Origin of the sequence: Ruegeria aquimaris, assembly GCF_025751555.1 — a bacterium.
Lineage (GTDB): Bacteria > Pseudomonadota > Alphaproteobacteria > Rhodobacterales > Rhodobacteraceae > Ruegeria_B > Ruegeria_B aquimaris.
On record NZ_JAOWLB010000023.1, the window covers coordinates 54409 to 70751 of the forward strand.

Sequence of the window (16343 nt, forward strand, 5' to 3'; positions counted from 1 at the left end):
CGCCTGTCGGGAAAACGCCTTGATTTTTGGTGTCCGCAAGATACTGGCATAGGACAACCCGTCAACCTGAACAAAGAGTGTTATGTCATTTCCCGCCCTTCTGGTTCTCGGAGCCACCGGCCGTATCGGCCGGGTGCTGCGCCATTGCTGGGCGGGGCAGGGGGACAAGGTGCTGTGGCAGGGCCGATACCGCCCGTCCGGGGCCGGGGGGCACTGGGCGGTATACGATCCGCTGCGCGATATGGCCGCAGGCGAACAAGCCGCACGGGGCCGGTTGGTGATTCTGTGCCTGGCCGGGGTGACCCATGTACAGGCGGCCCGGGGGGGTGATTTCGAGGACAACCTGCGGCTGGCCGAGGCGGCGCTTCGTGCCGGTGCGGCCTCGGGCGCGCGGGTGTTGCTGGCCTCGTCGGCGGCGGTTTACGGCAACCGGCCGGGTCTGCTGGGCGAGGATTTGCCACTGGCACCGGTCAACGCCTATGGCCGGGCCAAGGCCCGGATGGAGGCGCGGGGCGCGGCGCTGGCCGCTGATCTGGGTGTTCCGCTGACGTCACTCAGGATCGGAAATATCGCTGGATTAGACTCTATTCTGGGGGGCTGGCGCACGGGATTCGAACTGGATGTGTTGCCCGGTGGCGGCACGCCCCACCGCAGTTATATCGGCCTGTCCGATCTGGCCGCGGCATTGGCCGCGGTGGTGGCCGCGCCCGAGTTGCCCGCTGTCCTGAACATCGCCAGCCCCGGCACCGTGGCGATGGGCGATCTCCTGGACGCGGCCGGGTTCGACTGGCATCCGCGCCCCGCCCCCGCCGATGTCATCGCGCGGGTGGAACTGGACACCACCCGCCTGGCTGCCCTGAGCCCGGTGGGCGCCGCGCCCGCCGATCCGGCCGGCATGGTGGCGGACTGGCAGCGGATGTGGCCCTGTCTGGCGGAAGGACAAGAGAGATCATGACCTGGAGCAAACGCCTGTTCGACCTGTTCTTTGCCTCGCTTCTGGTCGTGGTGCTGGGTCCGATCCTGCTGGGTCTGCTGATCTGGCTGCTGATCAAGGAGGGGCGCCCGATCTTCTATGTTGCCGAGCGGATGAAGGGGGTGGATGAACCCTTCATGCTGTGGAAGCTCAGGACCATGACCGTGGTCGACACCGATAGCGGCGTTTCGGGCGGCGACAAGAGCGCGCGGATCACGCCGACCGGCGCCTGGCTGCGCTCGAAGCGGCTCGACGAGTTTCCGCAGCTGTGGAACATCCTCAGGGGCGATCTGAGTTTTGTCGGGCCGCGCCCGCCGCTCCGGCAATATGTCGAACGTTACCCCGAGATCTACGGCAAGGTGCTGAAATCGCGGCCCGGCGTCACCGGGCTCGCCTCGATTGTCTATCACAAGCACGAGGCAGCCTTGCTGGAGCGCTGCGCCTCGCCCGAGGAGACCGACGCGGTCTACTCCCGGACCTGCGTGCCAGCCAAGGCCCGGCTGGACCTCATCTATCAGCGCCACCAGAACATGTGCTACGATTTTGACCTGGTATTCCAGACCATAGGGAACCTGTTCCGGAAATGAGCGAGAACCTGCTTTGGGTGTCGCCTCATCTTCTTTCAAACATGTACAATCTATCTGACGGCATTGCGTTTTCATGAGGTTCCGGCGTATCAGGAAGAGAACCGACCCTGCGGGTTCTAAATTGTTGTTTTGTATGAGGATGGATTATGATGCGTAAGGTTACGAAAGCCATTTTCCCGGTCGCAGGCCTGGGAACGCGCTTCCTGCCTGCAACCAAATCAGTGCCGAAGGAGATCATGACCCTGGTCGACCGGCCGCTGGTGCAATACGCCATCGACGAGGCGCGCGCCGCCGGGATCAAGGAATTCATCTTTGTCACCTCGCGCGGGAAATCGGCGCTTGAGGACTATTTCGATCACAACCCGATCCTTGAGCAGGAATTGCGCAAGAAGGGCAAGACCGATCTGCTCGATATCCTCAAGACGACCAACATGGACAGCGGGGCCATCGCCTATATCCGTCAGCACAAGGCGTTGGGGCTGGGACACGCGGTCTGGTGTGCCCGCCGACTGATCGGCAACGAGCCCTTTGCGGTGATGCTGCCCGATGACGTGATCGCGGCCGAAAAACCCTGTCTGCAACAGATGGTCGAGGCCTATGCCGAAACGGGGGGCAACATGGTTGCTGCGATGGAAGTGCCGCCGGAGAAGGCCAGCGCCTATGGTGTGCTCGATGTGGCCGATGACATGGGGTCGGTGGTGTCCGCCCGGGGCATGGTGGAAAAGCCCGAACCGGGCACCGCGCCCTCAAACCTGGCGGTGATCGGCCGCTACATCCTGGGTCCCTCGGTGCTGCGCAATCTCAACAAGATGAAACAGGGCGCCGGTGGCGAGATCCAGCTGACCGACGCCATCGCTGAGGATATCGAGTCGGGCACCCCGGTCTATGGCTACCGGTTCCGCGGCCAGCGGTTCGATTGTGGCTCCAAGGCGGGTTTCCTGCAGGCGACCGTGGCCTTTGCCCTGGCGCGCGAGGATCTACGCGATGATCTGAACCGCTATTTGGGCGAGGTCATGCAGACCTCGAAAGCGGCGGAATAAACGGAATACTGACGGATGAGCTATGTTCTGGTGACGGGTGGGGCCGGATATATCGGATCCCATGCCTGCAAGGTTCTGGCCGGTGCGGGCTATATCCCGGTTACCTATGACAGCCTGGTCACCGGCTGGCGCGACGCGGTGAAATTCGGCCCCTTCGAACAGGGCGACCTGATGGACCGGGCGCGGCTGGACGAGGTCTTTGCCGCTTATCGGCCTGTTGCGGTGATGCATTTCGCGGCGCTGAGCCAGGTGGGCGAAGCGATGGCGGAGCCGGGCCGCTATTGGTCCAACAACGTCACCGGCTCGCTGAACCTGATCCAGGCGGCGGTGGATGCGGGGTGTCTGGACTTCGTGTTCTCCTCGACTTGCGCCACCTATGGCGAGCATGACAATGTGGTGCTGGACGAAAACACGCCGCAGCTTCCGCTGAACGCCTATGGCGCCAGCAAGCGCGCGATCGAGGACATGCTGCGCGATTTCGAGGCCGCGCACGGGCTGCGCCACGTGATCTTCCGCTATTTCAACGTGGCCGGCGCCGACCCCGAGGGCGAGGTGGGCGAGTTCCACCGCCCCGAGACCCATCTGATCCCGCTGATCCTGGACGCGATCGACGGCAAGCGCGATGCGCTCACCATCCATGGCACCGATTACGACACGCCCGACGGCACCTGCATCCGCGACTATGTGCATGTGATGGATCTGGTCGATGCCCATGTGCTGGGGCTGAAATGGCTGGAGGCCGGCAAACCCAACCGGGTATTCAACCTGGGCACCGGCACCGGGTTTTCGGTGCGCGAGGTGGTGGACCATGCCGGGGGGGTGACGAATCGGCCGGTGCCGATGCACGAGGGGCCGAGACGGGCGGGGGACGCCACCAGGCTGGTTTCGGGTTCCGTGCGGGCGTCACAAGAGCTTGGCTGGTCTCCGGCCCGCTCGAACATGGCGACGATGATCGCCGACGCCTGGCGCTGGCATCAGAATGGGATCTACTTGCGCTGACCGGCGAAGCCCTTTCTGCGGCAGAGTGGCGCATCTTTCGGCGGATTCCCGCAAGTCAAGGGGACATGGCGATTTTCCGTTATTCAGCATTTTGAAAAACCGGCCAGTTGCGATAGGAATGAGATCAGAGTTTTTGAGGCAGTTTTCCAGTTGCGCGGTCATCGCATCCGTGTAGAGCAGGGTCGATATTCGAAATCGGGGCAAGGTTCCGTATTGCCTGCGCAAAGTATTTGAGAAAAGGGAGCGGCCGGATGTTTAGACTGATCAGTGCGCTGAGCCGCAGCCAGAAGGCATATGTGTTCATCGCCGTTGATCTGGCGCTCATACCATTGGCCCTGCTGTTCACCTATACGCTGCAATCCCTGCCAACGACGCCGGTCGAGACGCTGATCCAGACGGCGCCGGTTCAGCCTTATCTGATGGCCGCCGCGGCGGGCCTGTCGCTCTGGCTTGGCCTGCCCCATATCCAGCTCAATGCCTATGAGGGCCATGCCGTCGGCATGACGGCGGTTCTGGCCCTGCTGCTGGCCGGGGCCTCGGCCCTGCTGACCGAGGTCAGTGGCATAGCGCTGCCGCCGGGCACCCATGTGATGTTCGGGATCAGCTATTTCCTGTTTCTCGTGGCCGCCCGGGTTGTGCTGTACCAGGTTGTTCTCGCCATATACCGCCGGGCGCAGCCGCGGCGCCGGGTGCTGATCTATGGCGCCGGAACCACCGGCACCCAGCTGGCCCAGGCGCTGAAGGCGCATGACCGCATCGACCCGGTGGCGTTTGTCGATGACAATACCTCGTTGCAGGGCATGGTGCTGATGGGTCTTCCGGTGTTTCCGCCGGCGCGTATTTCCGAGATCGTCAAGGCCCGTGACATCAGCCGGGTGCTGCTGGCGATGCCGTCGCAGAGCCAGCCGAAACAGGCCCAGATCATCAAGCGGTTGCAGACCATGGGGCTGGAGGTGCAGGCGCTGCCCAGCTTTGCCCAGCTGATCGGGGAAGAGGCGCTGGTGGACAAGCTGACCCCGGTGGCGCCACAGAATTTCCTGGGCCGTGCGGCCCGCAGGGTCGCCCTGGAGGCGGATTGCGACAGCTACGCGGGACGGGCGGTGCTTGTTTCGGGGGCAGGTGGGTCGATCGGGTCGGAACTCTGCCGCCAGATCCTGAACTGCCGCCCGGCCAAGCTGGTGCTTTACGAACTGAGCGAGCTGGCATTGTATCTGGTGCATCAGGAACTGGAACAGCTGGCCGAGGATACAGGGATCGAGGTGGTGCCGGTGCTGGGCTCGGTCACCGATCCGCGCCAGGTGCGCAAGGTGCTGACCGATCATGGTGTGCAGGTGGTGTTGCACGCCGCCGCCTATAAACATGTGCCCCTGGTCGAGGCCAATCCGCTGGCCGGGCTGGCCAACAATGTCTTTGGCACCCAGACGCTGGCGCGCGAGGCCGCGGCGTTGGGGGTGGAACGGTTCATCCTGATCTCTTCGGACAAGGCGGTGCGCCCGACCAACGTGATGGGGGCGAGCAAGCGCTTGGCCGAACTGGTGGTGCAGGATCTGGCCACCCGTTATGCGTCGACCATCTTTGCCATGGTCCGTTTCGGCAATGTGCTGGGCTCCAGCGGGTCGGTGGTGCCGCTGTTCCAGGACCAGATCAGCCGGGGCGGCCCGGTCACGGTCACCGATCCGCGGGTCAAACGCTATTTCATGACCATCAGCGAGGCGGTGCAACTGGTGCTCAAGGCCGGATCCGAGGCGCGGGGGAGCGAAGTTTTCGTGCTCGACATGGGAGAGCCGGTTCCGATCATGCAACTGGCCCGCCAGGTGATCCAGCGCGCCGGCTACACGGTGCGTGACGCCGACAATCCCGATGGGGATATCGAGATCGAGATCATCGGTCTGCGGCCGGGCGAGAAGCTGGAGGAAGAGCTCACCCTGAGCCGGGATCTGATCGGAACCCGGCATCAGAAGATTTTCTGCGCTCAGGAAGCCAAGCTTTCGGAAATCGAGGTTGCCGCCTTGCTGCGCGGTCTGCGCGAGGCGCTGGCGGCCAGCGACGAATCTGCTGCCCGGCAGGTGATCCTGCGCTGGGTCGAGGGCTACAGTGTCTGGGACGACAATCGCAAGACATCGTGACCCTGTATTTTTGTCACGGCCGGTCTGCCGGGCCGGTCAACGGAATTGATCCTTGCCCCGGCTTCATGATCTAAGGGCGACAGAGGACGACAGGCAGGGGCGCCCGGGGTGAAGAGCAACGCAACATGCAGGCAGGGTCGGGCGCGGGCATGGGCCGCGGCGCTCTGTTTGACGGTCTTTGCGGCCACCGCATCGGCCCAGGAGGCGGAGGAGACGCCGCGTTTCAGGGTCGTACCACAACCCAGTCTGAACTTTTACGGGGTGCCCGGGCTGATCGACATGCCCTCGGGTGAGATGCTGCCCGAAGGGCAGTTCACCACCACGATCAGTTATTTCGGCGGCCAGGGGCGGTATACGCTGACCTTCCAGCCGACGCCCTGGATGTCGGCGAGCTTCCGCTACAACTCGATCCGGAACTGGAACCTTGCCGGGTTCCCTACCTACTATGACCGCGGTTTCGACGTGCGGTTCCGGCTGGCGCAGGAAACCCGCTATCGCCCGCAGATCACCCTGGGGCTTCAGGATTTCGCCGGCACTGGCATCTATGCGGGTGAATATCTGGTGGCCACCAAGACGTTTCAGACGCCACCGCTGGGTGCGTCGCGCCTGCCCGGGCGGCTGAAGCTGAGCGCGGGCCTCGGTTGGGGGCGGTTTGGCTCTTTTGGTTCCTTCGGCGGCTTCGGCACCCGACCGCCCTATGATCCGACCAATACCGGCGGCCAGCTCTCCTATGACCAGTGGTTCCGTGGCCCGATGGCGCTGTTCGGCGGCCTTGAATGGCAGATGAACGAGAAATGGGCGCTGAAGCTGGAATATTCCTCGGACGATTACGTGACCGAGACCCAGACCACTTCGGTGTTCCAGAAAAAATCACCGGTGAACTTCGGGGTCGAATGGCAGGCTAGCCCCCGGACCCGGCTGGGGGCCTATTACCTTTATGGGTCTGAGTTCGGCCTGAGTGCCCAGATCCAGCTGAACCCGAAACAACCGCCGATGCCGATGACCGTGCCGGCGCCGCAGCCGGTGGCGGTACGGCCCGACCGGGCCAGCAACCCCGAGGCCTGGAGCACCTCCTGGGCCGATGCGAAACCGGCGCCGCTCTTGCGCTCGCTGCTGGGACCGATCCTGAAGGATGATGGGCTGATCCTGGAAAGCCTGGATGTCAGCGCCGACCGGGTCGAGCTTCGGTTCCGCAACACCCGCTACATGTCGAACGCGATCGCCATCGGCCGGGCGGCGCGGGCGCTGGCGCGGGTCATGCCGCCTTCGGTCGAGACCTTTGACCTGGTGCTGGTGTCGCGCGGGCTGAGCCTGTCGCGGGTCAGCATCCGGCGTTCGGATCTGGAAGCGCTGGAATTCGATCCCGAGGCGCCGGATGCGATCCTGGCGGTGGCGGGTATCGGGGCGGCGGGGCCGCCATCCGAGACGGCGGTATTCGGGCGCGAGCTTTATCCCGATTTCAGCTGGTCGGTGGCGCCTTATTTCGCACCGGCCTATTTCGATCCGCAACAGCCGGTGCGCATCGATGTTGGCGTCGATTTCGGCGCCACCTATCAGCCGGCGCCGGGCTGGGTGATCTCGGGCCGACTGCGCCAGCGGCTGGCGGGCAATCTCAAGAATGGGCGGGTCTCGCCCTCGGCCCTGCCGCCGGTGCGCACCGACCAGGCGCTTTATGCGCAATACGGTACCACGCTGAACAACCTTTATGTGGCGCGCTACTGGCAGCCGGGCGAGGATCTCTATGCGCGCGTGACGGCGGGCTATTTCGAATACGGTTACGGTGGGCTTTCGACCGAGCTTTTGTGGAAACCGGTCAACAGCCTGTTGGCGCTGGGTGTCGAGATGAACTATGCGCTGAAGCGCGACTACAACCAGAGGCTGGGTTTCCAGGATTACAAGGTCTTCACCGGCCATGCCTCGGCCTATATGGATTTCAACAACGGGCTGCATGGGCAGATCGACGTTGGCCGCTACCTGGCTGGTGACGTGGGGGCGACATTCGGACTGGACCGGGTCTTTGCCAATGGCTGGTCGGTGGGGGCCTTCTTTACCCTGACCAATGTTTCAGCGGCTGAATTCGGCGAGGGGTCTTTCGACAAGGGGATACGGTTCTCGATGCCGCTGGGCTGGTTCCTGGGCAAGCCGAGCCGCAAGAGCATGGGCACGGTGATCCGCCCGATCCAGCGCGATGGCGGCGCGCGCCTGTCGGTGCCGGGCCGGCTCTACGATGGGGTGCGCGAGGCCCATCGCAAGGCGCTGACCGATCAATGGGCGGGGTTCTGGGAATGAGGGTTCTTGTGTCTCTTGGCCTGGCCGTTCTGCTTGCGGCCTGTTCCAGCGGTACCGAGGAAGCGCCGTTGCAGGTGCAGGTCTTTGCCAATACGCGCGACCTGATCCGGCAGCGGATCTCTCCCACCGATACCGGTCTGCCGCCGGTGACCCGGGCGCAGCTTGACGCATTGGATGGCCCGGCACTGGAAGTGACCCTCGAGGCACGCGGCACAGCAGCCTATCTTTATGTCAATGCAGAGCGGAACGAAGGCGCCGCCGGGCGGGTGACCGTCTGGCGGACCGGGGACAATTCCACCCTGGCCCTGCGCAACGGGGTGCTGGTGGCGACCCGTGGCCTGGGGGGCGATGTCCTGTCAAGCGAGATCCAGGCCAGCGGCAGCCAGCCTGGCCCGTCGGGCGGAGGCCCCCATGTGATGTTGATTCGCGGCGGCGACGAAGAGGCGCTGCGTCTGGTCTTGGTCTGTGATCTCGAAGATCTGGGTGCCGAGACGGTCGAGATCGTCGAACGGCGCTATCCGACCCGCCACCTGCGGCAGACATGCAGCGGCTCGGGCGGTGAAGTGGCCAATGATTATTGGGTTGAAGAGCGAGCTGGCGTCGTACGGCAGTCTCGGCAATGGGCGGGTCCCCATTTGGGGTATCTTCGGCTGCGGCAGCTTGCGCCTTAGGCGTTTTTTTTCCGAACCGTGAAAAAGTGCCGCTTTTCAGTGGACAGCAGCGCGGGATGCGTTGAAATGGTGTATGATCTGGTCTACAACGACGGCAAGTTCAGCCAAAAGGGGTTTGATTATGAAAAAGATGATTGTCGCTCTTGCAGCATGTGCAATGACGCTTCCCGCCATGGTTTCCGCCGATGCGCTTTCGGATGCGCGCGACGCGAATATCTGTGACGTAACCCGCGCAGAGTATCTTGAGGACGGCCGTCTGAAAGTGTGGTGCGTGCCCGGTACCGTGAACCCGGCCTATGCCGGTGCAGTACAGGGTGGCACAACCGGTGGTCTGACCGGCGGCACCCTGAGCCCGGCCGCTGCTGCCGGTATCGCTGCAGGCGTCCTGATCATCGCGCTGGCTGCCAGCGACGACGACACCACCACCACAACCACCACCTCGAGCGGGTCCTGATCCCTTCACTTGGTGTTGATGTGAGGATTCGAAAACAGGCCGCATATGCGGCCTGTTTTTCTATGCGCCGGACCGTCAGGCCAAATGGCTCTGCTTCTCAGGGACGGGCATAGATATCTTCGTACCGGATAATGTCATCCTCGCCCAGATAGCTGCCGGTCTGCACCTCGATCAGGACCATCGGAACCTTGCCCGGATTTTCCAGCCGGTGCACCGCACCGAGCGGAATGTAGACTGACTGGTTTTCACTGATCAGCCGGATTTCATCGTCGATGGTGACTTTTGCGGTGCCCTCGACCACGATCCAGTGTTCCGACCGGTGATGATGCGATTGCAGGCTCAGGGCGGCGCCGGGATGTACGTGGATACGTTTCACCTGGAAACGATCGCCAATGGCCAGGCTTTCGAACCAGCCCCAGGGGCGATGATCCTTGGGGAAGGTGATGGCCTGCTTGGCGTTCTTGGCCTTGAGCGCGGTGACCGCGGCCTTCACGTCCTGGGCGCGGCTGGCATCGGCCACCAGGACGGCATCGGGCATTGCGATGGCGATGATGTTGCCCAGCCCCAGGCCAACCAGTTCGAGGCCGCGGTCCTCGGACCGCAACAGCGTGTCGTGACAGTCGATCGCGGTCACCGGTCCGGATGTCGCGACACCCCGATCATCCTGTATGGACTCGCGCCAGATGGCATCCCACCCGCCCAGATCGGACCACCCGCCGGCAAAGGGCACCACGGCAAGATTGTCCGCCTTTTCCATCACTGCGTAGTCGATGGAGATATCCTCGGCCCCGGACCAGGCCTGCGGGTCGAGCCGGAAGAACCCCAGATCGGGGCGCCCGCCGTCAATCGCCGCCTGCACCGGGGGCAACAGATCCGGGGCATGGGTGCGGAACGCATCGACAATGGTCCGGGCGGAAAACAGGAATATCCCCGCGTTCCAGAGATAGTTGCCCGCAGCCAGCATGGCTTCGGCGCGGGCGGTATCGGGTTTCTCGATGAAGCGGGTCAGTTCGACCACCTTGTCGGAGGGCAGCGCTGCCAGTTCCAGGTAGCCGTATCCTGTTTCGGCATGTGTTGGGGCAATGCCAAAGGTCACCAGCTGACCGGCGCGCGCGGCGGCGGTGCCTCGGGCGATGGCCGCCTGAAAGGCGGCGGTATCGGGAATGACATGGTCGGACGGAGAGACCAGCATCAGGCCCTCTGGATCCGTCTTTTGCAGCCAGAGTGCGGCGGCCAGAATGGCGGGGGCGGTGTTGCGGCCTTCGGGCTCGATCAGAATGGCCGCCGGGTCCTGACCGATTTCCATCAGCTGTTCCGTCACGATAAACCGGAAATCGGAGTTGGTCAGCACGACGGGCGCTGCGAAATCCGCGCCGCTCATGCGCCGGACAGAGGCCTGGAACAGGGTGTTGTCCCCGATCAGTTGCACGAATTGCTTGGGATAGCTTTTGCGGGACAGCGGCCAGAGCCGCGTGCCCGAGCCGCCGCAGAGGATGATCGGGGTAATCATGACATGCCCGCCCTGTTGCCTGTCCGGTTGCACCGGTTTCCTTCTTGCTAACGGTGCCGGAGCCGCATGGCAACAGTGCGGCACCGGGATGGCGTTTCCTCAAATGTACCGATGATTAACACGGCGTGCGGACGTTTCAGGCGTTGATGATCTTTGCCGGTCACAAACGGGGCTGATCGACAGCAATCTCCCGGAGCGGACATGACAGAGACGTCGCCGAAACTTGGGCTGCCTTATATCCAGCCCGCCCAGGCCCAGAAACATGTGACCCATAACGAAGCGATCCGGGAGCTCGATACCCTCGTGCAACTGCGGATAGCAGAGTTTGGAACCGAAACCGCGCCGGGAACGCCCGCGTTGGGCGAGACCCATGCGCTGGGGCCGGTCCCGGGCGGGGCCTGGGCCGGGCAGGGGGGGAAACTGGCCACCTGGGACGGGGAGGTATGGCAGTTCCTGACGCCGCGGGAGGGGTGGCTGGCCTGGGATATCGCCGCTTCCCGTCTGCGCAGCCATGCGGGAGGAAACTGGGTCTATCCCGATCTAAACGGCGATCAGCTCGCCCGCCTCGGTATCGCTACCGCCGCCTCTGACACTAACCGGCTGGCGGTGGCCTCAGAGGCGGTGCTGTTCACCCATGTGGGCGGCGATCACCGGCTCAAGCTGAACAAGGCGGCGGCAGGGGATACGGCCAGCCTCCTGTTCCAGAGCGACTGGACAGGGCACGCGGAGATGGGGCTTGCTGACGACACGGCGTTTTCCCTGAAGGTTAGCGCCGATGGCGACAGCTGGACCCAGGTGATGCGGGCAGATCCCGGAGCGCTGCGGGTGGATGTGCCGATCACGGGGGTGGCTGTGCAATCCAGTGCGACCGATATAACAGCGGGTCGTTTGATGCGGGCGGACTACGGATATGGGCCAGGCAATATTCTGGGGGCAGTCAGCCAATCCGCCGACGTTCCGACGGGGGCAATCATCGAACGGGGGGTAAATGCGAACGGTGATTTTGTCCGGTTTGCAGATGGGACGCAGATCTGTACGCACGCAATCACACTGAACTATGTCAACTCAGAGCTGCTTTCTGCCACGTGGATCTATCCGGTTTCATTTCTAGCCGGTGCAACGCCGCGCATCTGCGGAGCCTTGAACGCTTCTACGTTTTCCGCTGCCCCAGGTCTGTCGGAAGTTGGCGGCGTGGCGTTCGGGTCTATAGCGGTGGCATCCACATCCGTTCAGCTACGGCGCATCTCGGGTCTGACCAACTTTGCATCTGGCAACACTGCGGAAATCCGGGTGACCGCCATAGGCCGCTGGTTCTAAAGAGAGAGAGTGACATGAAAATCAGGCTTTCCCCCAGTGCCGCGACGACAGGCTTGCGGCATCGGTCTCCGGTGACGTGCTGACGATCAATGGCGAAGATTTCGTAAGTGTTGTGACCTTCTCCCCGCGAAACCCCTCACCGTGATGTAGAGTTTGCGCCAACTCTGAAGGAGCAGACACATGCGAAAGAGCCGTTTCACCGAGGTGCCGATGATCGGGATTGCCGAAAGATTCCGAAATGCGTCACCCACCAAGGCGCCTTGTGGCTCCGGCGGGCAAGTGAAATGGTCACGATTTTCTGGGTTCATTTCGAAGCAGGTTTCATCCCATCGGTCAGTAGGTGGGTTCCGAGCGGGTTGTTCCCTTTGGGATTTGTTTGTGCGATAAGTATCTGAGACGAACAGCAGGAACAAAATCTCCCTCCATGCCAATCATCCGTACCGGTCGCGGCATATACTGGTTTGTACATGTTCCCAAATGTGCGGGAACCACGGTCGAGGAATATCTCGTACGTCGGTTTGGCCGGAAAAACATGGGGTTCTATGATCCTCGTCATATTGTTGATAGCGGAATGCGTTGGACTCGTTCGTCACCTCAACATGTCCATGCTGAGGCGATGTCGCGTCTTTTCCCGGATGGTTTTCTGGATGGCGTTTTTACAGTGGTTCGCGATCCGTCTGAACGGATACGATCCGTATTTCTCTACCAGCGTGATGTCGAACGATCGATCGGTGCGGATACCGGGTTCGAGGATTGGTTGAACGATCTGGTGGACCGTCGCCGCACTGATCCGTATTATCTGGACAACCATCCTCGTCCGATGGTTGATTTTGTCCCTGAAGAGGCCACGGTATTTCGACTCGAGGACGGGCTTGGCGCCTTAGTCGATTGGTTGGATGAGCGGATGAACAATCAAAATGGCCCGCGCGAGATTGTGCGCAGCCATACTTTGGCTGATAGGCTTGCCGCCACCGGGCAGAGTCCGGGGTCGGCAGTGGAATTGTGCACACAGACCCGTAGACGCATTGCCGAGATCTACGCTGCTGATTACGAGAGGTTCGGCTACAAAGTTGGGAAAACGTAGCGTGAAATGCCCGGATCAAAGCGTGTCGGGAGTGTCTGACGACGGACAGTGTCTGTTCCCTTGATAACGTACAAAGTCTTTCGCATCTGTGGATGCCCCCTTTTATGCAAGCGTTTTTTTGAACGGCTTGGGATGTGATCGGGTGCGGTCATCTGTCAGGCCTCTGTGTGCGGCGCGTCGTTGGCTGGGCCACGAGTGACCGCCTGAAGCGCGACCTCGCGGTCGCAGCTCTGCGCCGTGCTCTGGTCGCTAGCAATCCTGCGCCGGGACTGGTCCATCATTCCGACCGTGGGTCGCAAGACTGCTCTGTAGACTATCAGGCGCTGCTCCGAAAACGGGGCCTCCTGATCTCGATGAGCGGGCGCGGGAACTGCTATGACAACGCAATGGTCGAAACGTTCTTCAAGACCATCAAGTCGGAGCTGATCTGGCCGGTCGCGTGGCAGACACGCGCTCAGGCCGAAAACGCCGCCGCCAGATACATAGACGGGTTCTATAACCCCATCAGGCGGCATTCATCGCTCGGCTTCCAGAGCCCCATCGCCTACGAGCGAATGGCAAGGGACGTGAGCTAAACGCTCTCCACAAAAGCAGGGCAGGTCCAACATGATCCATCCTCCCAAAACAGGAAGAACCACAGATCGCCCATCAAGGGAATCCCAACGCTTCAGGTTTTCGGCAGGGTGCTTTAAGTGTCATCTCAAATCAAGCGGACATAATGGCCCGCAGTCACGCGATGCGGATTCCCCGAATAAGGTGGGACACGCTGGAAGCTGACCATGAACCATGGGCACTCAAGCACATCTGTCACTCTGGACCTGCATAAAGATGTCGCAGTAGGTCTCTGCCAGCTGGACCATGTCGAAGATGGGCGCCCGTTTTGCTGCAATGGCCGCCAGCTCTTTGCGGAGTGTTGTCTCGCAGATATCTTCCATGTGTTGGGCCAGTTCCGCAAAATAGGCGCGGCTGTCACGTAGATTCTTGAGGAGGATCCCCGCCACGCGCCCGTCTTCGTCGGTCATCATGGAGCGTATCTCGCCAATGTCTGTTGCGATGGCAGGAACATGTTCCTGTAAAGCCTGAATCAAACAGAGAGGATAGCTTTCTCCCTCGAAGCGAGAAGGTAGAAGCAAACAATCGGACAGGCGCAGGATTCCGTTGATTTCAGATTGATAGCCGAGGAAATGTACCCCCTCCAGATCCTCCGCGAGTTTGCGGGCGGTTTCTGTTGCTTGTCCCTCACCTACAAGCAGCAGGTGGATATTGCTCAGGTCACGCTTTTCGCGCAGATGACGGAAAGCATGGATCGCCGCGCGCCATCCCTTTCGCTTGACCCCTCGGGCAACCATGGTGAAGACGACGTCTGCTTCGGCGATACCAAGGTCCTCCCTAGTAAAAGCTGCCGGGCGGTCGTCGCGCGGCATGGCATTGGGGAGCTTGACAAAGTTGTCCCAGTCGACATCGCGTGTCTCGAAGAATTCAAGATTGCGATCAGCCGTATAGATCCACTGGTTCACGTTACGCAGAATCCAGTCCACAATCCCGTTGGGGGCCTCATCAAGACCGACGTAGGACCCATGCAAGGTAACCACATAGGGTTTCTCGACCGGTCCATCGTCAAGAACTGCGAGACTGACATCCGACGCAGCGACATGACTGTTGATCACCGAGACTCCGGCATTGTGCAAGAAGGCTTCGCGTCCGAATCGGATCATGTCCTGTACGTGATAGACGGGTATTCGCGGGTCTAGCTTGGCGCGCATGTCAGAGTTGATCTGGATCATGTCGACCGCTAACATCGAAACGGTCACGCCCGTTGCGGCGAGGGCATTGGCAAGGTTGATCGGAAAGAGCTCGCCGCCACCAGTATGGAAGCCCAGAAAATGTAGTTGTACATGTAGCTGTTTGCGCTTCGCTGCCATCAGCGTGTCGCGCTGCATCAACTCATCGAAGAGTCCAAAAGTCTCTTCTAGGCCGAAATGGTAGTACTGGGCTGCTACTTTCTTGAGAAAATTGTTGCGGGTCGCCGACGCTATACCCCAATGTCGCACCAGTTCTTCCAAAATGCGACGGTTCTCGTCGTAGTAATAGAGCTGGTGGAAGTTCGAGGCCGAGGTATTGGCGCCGTGCTGGCGGAACCATGCGATCGAACGCGGCTCATAAGCAATCTTTCCCGCGCCGGCGATATGGATGTAGAGATACCAGTCACCGCAGATTCGGAAGGTCCGGGCGGTATCCCAGACATGTTGTGGTAACTCCATTCGGCGGAAGACGCAGCCTCCCACGTTAGCGATCACGTTGTTTACCCCGAAGCCCCCGTTGAACCACTGCGCTGCCGGACGGATTAAGGTCTTGGACCAGATACCTGGCTCGGCGCTCTCGCGATAGCCATCGAGCCCCTCCATGAAGTCACCGGCTGCGTCGCAGAACTGAATTCGCCCAAAGGCGATATTCACCGCTTGGTCGGCGAAGGCCGGCACTACATGTCTCAAGAAGTCCGGCGCACAATAATCGTCGCTTTCGCAAATCCAGATCAATTCGCCGGTGGCCAAGCTCAGCCCCTTTTGCCACTGGGCGAAGACATTGCCGGAGTTGACTTCATTGAATTCAAGCCGCGCGTCGATTCCAAGTTCTGCCACGGTCTGGCGGATCACCTCTTGTGAGTTGTCGGGCGAGCAGTCGTCAAGAATGATGATTTCGAGGTTGTCATAGCTTTGCTCGGCGATCGACCGGATGCGTTGTGGCAGATATGGAGCATGCTTGTAATTGGGTACGATGACCGACACCCGGGGCCGGAAATCGCGTTGCGCTTTCTCGACATAGGATTGTGTTTCCCGGAGCTCGTGGCGGCCCCAACTGCACCAGTGCACGAATGGGTTTTGTTTCGACCGAGAGATATCGGGGTAACGTTCCAGGTACCACGTGGTGGAGAAATCTGGGCTGGGGTCATAGCCCAGCTTCCAGCCCGCCAACAGGTAATGCGCGGCCGGGTCTATGCCGCGCGCCGCGACATCGGGGTGGTGTTCCAGGTAGAACTCGGGATCGAACCAGTCACGTATGGCCGCGTGTTCCTCCTCCAGGCAGGCGCTCCAGTCGATCTGTGTCTCGTCAATGGCCGCCGTCGTCTTTGGGCATCCTGGGCGCTGTTCGGCCCGACCGTGCAGAACCCAGTGCACGAACGGATTGATATCCCCTCTGGCGATATCGGGGTTCTGCTCCAGGTACCACGTGGTGGAGAAATCTGGGCTGGGGTCATAGCCCAGCTTCCAGCCCGCCAACAGGTAATGCGCGGC

At 61.5% G+C, this 16343-nt stretch carries 12 protein-coding genes and 1 pseudogene; 11 read left to right on the forward strand and 2 right to left on the reverse strand.

Annotated features, from left to right (window positions below):
• The first annotated feature begins 82 nt into the window (after positions 1–82).
• The 8 genes from OE747_RS21380 to OE747_RS21415 all read left to right on the forward strand — a co-directional run bounded on the left by OE747_RS21380 (position 83) and on the right by OE747_RS21415 (position 9139).
• Positions 83–955, forward strand: a complete 873-nt coding sequence (locus tag OE747_RS21380) for an NAD-dependent epimerase/dehydratase family protein (RefSeq protein ID WP_263830497.1) — start codon at positions 83–85, stop codon at positions 953–955.
• On the forward strand, positions 952–1560 hold the full coding sequence (locus OE747_RS21385; protein WP_263830498.1) for a sugar transferase: 609 nt from the start codon (positions 952–954) through the stop codon (positions 1558–1560). The genes OE747_RS21380 and OE747_RS21385 overlap by 4 nt, the downstream gene beginning before the upstream one ends.
• Positions 1561–1706: 146 nt before the next feature.
• A complete protein-coding gene (gene galU, locus OE747_RS21390; RefSeq protein WP_263830499.1) occupies positions 1707–2600 on the forward strand; it encodes a UTP--glucose-1-phosphate uridylyltransferase GalU in 894 nt (297 codons plus the stop codon).
• A 15-nt stretch (positions 2601–2615) separates the two neighbouring features.
• The gene (gene galE / locus OE747_RS21395) at positions 2616–3599 is read left to right on the forward strand and encodes a UDP-glucose 4-epimerase GalE (RefSeq protein WP_263830500.1); all 984 of its coding nucleotides are present in this window, start codon (positions 2616–2618) and stop codon (positions 3597–3599) included.
• A gap of 251 nt (positions 3600–3850) precedes the next feature.
• Positions 3851–5725, forward strand: a complete 1875-nt coding sequence (locus OE747_RS21400) for a polysaccharide biosynthesis protein (RefSeq protein WP_263830501.1) — start codon at positions 3851–3853, stop codon at positions 5723–5725.
• Positions 5726–5833: 108 nt separating this feature from the next.
• Positions 5834–8014 (forward strand): YjbH domain-containing protein, encoded by a 2181-nt coding sequence (locus OE747_RS21405; protein ID WP_404818348.1) that lies wholly within the window; start codon positions 5834–5836, stop codon positions 8012–8014.
• Positions 8011–8685, forward strand: a complete 675-nt coding sequence (locus OE747_RS21410; RefSeq protein ID WP_263830502.1) for a YjbF family lipoprotein — start codon at positions 8011–8013, stop codon at positions 8683–8685. The genes OE747_RS21405 and OE747_RS21410 overlap by 4 nt, the downstream gene beginning before the upstream one ends.
• Positions 8686–8842: 157 nt before the next feature.
• Complete coding sequence (locus tag OE747_RS21415) at positions 8843–9139, forward strand: hypothetical protein (protein ID WP_263830503.1); 297 nt, start codon at positions 8843–8845, stop codon at positions 9137–9139.
• A gap of 97 nt (positions 9140–9236) precedes the next feature.
• On the opposite strand, the gene OE747_RS21420 is transcribed toward OE747_RS21415, so the two are convergent.
• Positions 9237–10649: a mannose-1-phosphate guanylyltransferase/mannose-6-phosphate isomerase gene (locus tag OE747_RS21420; RefSeq protein ID WP_263830504.1), complete on the reverse strand. Its 1413-nt coding sequence runs from the start codon at positions 10647–10649 to the stop codon at positions 9237–9239.
• Positions 10650–10850: 201 nt separating this feature from the next.
• Here OE747_RS21420 and OE747_RS21425 point away from each other — a divergent pair, with 201 nt between their 5' ends.
• The 3 genes and pseudogenes from OE747_RS21425 to OE747_RS21435 form a co-directional block, all read left to right on the forward strand.
• Positions 10851–11966: a DUF2793 domain-containing protein gene (locus OE747_RS21425; RefSeq protein ID WP_263830505.1), complete on the forward strand. Its 1116-nt coding sequence runs from the start codon at positions 10851–10853 to the stop codon at positions 11964–11966.
• 424 nt (positions 11967–12390) lie between these two features.
• Positions 12391–13050, forward strand: coding sequence for a sulfotransferase family protein (locus tag OE747_RS21430; protein ID WP_263830506.1), 660 nt, complete (start codon positions 12391–12393; stop codon positions 13048–13050).
• 170 nt (positions 13051–13220) lie between these two features.
• A pseudogene (locus tag OE747_RS21435) lies at positions 13221–13625 on the forward strand (DDE-type integrase/transposase/recombinase); the annotation flags it as partial.
• A 219-nt stretch (positions 13626–13844) separates the two neighbouring features.
• On the opposite strand, the gene OE747_RS21440 reads toward OE747_RS21435, so the two are convergent.
• A partial coding sequence (locus OE747_RS21440) for a glycosyltransferase (RefSeq protein ID WP_263830507.1) occupies positions 13845–16343 on the reverse strand: 2499 nt, incomplete at its 5' end.

Coding starts and splice junctions, on each gene's coding strand:
- OE747_RS21410 (WP_263830502.1), top strand. CDS start 8,011: ATGAGGGTTCTTGTGTCTCTTGGCCTGGCCGTTCTGCTTGCGGCCTGT.
- OE747_RS21415 (WP_263830503.1), top strand. CDS start 8,843: ATGACGCTTCCCGCCATGGTTTCCGCCGATGCGCTTTCGGATGCGCGC.
- galU (WP_263830499.1), top strand. CDS start 1,707: ATGATGCGTAAGGTTACGAAAGCCATTTTCCCGGTCGCAGGCCTGGGA.
- OE747_RS21400 (WP_263830501.1), top strand. CDS start 3,851: ATGTTTAGACTGATCAGTGCGCTGAGCCGCAGCCAGAAGGCATATGTG.
- galE (WP_263830500.1), top strand. CDS start 2,616: ATGAGCTATGTTCTGGTGACGGGTGGGGCCGGATATATCGGATCCCAT.
- OE747_RS21380 (WP_263830497.1), top strand. CDS start 83: ATGTCATTTCCCGCCCTTCTGGTTCTCGGAGCCACCGGCCGTATCGGC.
- OE747_RS21385 (WP_263830498.1), top strand. CDS start 952: ATGACCTGGAGCAAACGCCTGTTCGACCTGTTCTTTGCCTCGCTTCTG.
- OE747_RS21430 (WP_263830506.1), top strand. CDS start 12,391: ATGCCAATCATCCGTACCGGTCGCGGCATATACTGGTTTGTACATGTT.
- OE747_RS21425 (WP_263830505.1), top strand. CDS start 10,851: ATGACAGAGACGTCGCCGAAACTTGGGCTGCCTTATATCCAGCCCGCC.
- OE747_RS21420 (WP_263830504.1), bottom strand. CDS start 10,649: ATGATTACCCCGATCATCCTCTGCGGCGGCTCGGGCACGCGGCTCTGG.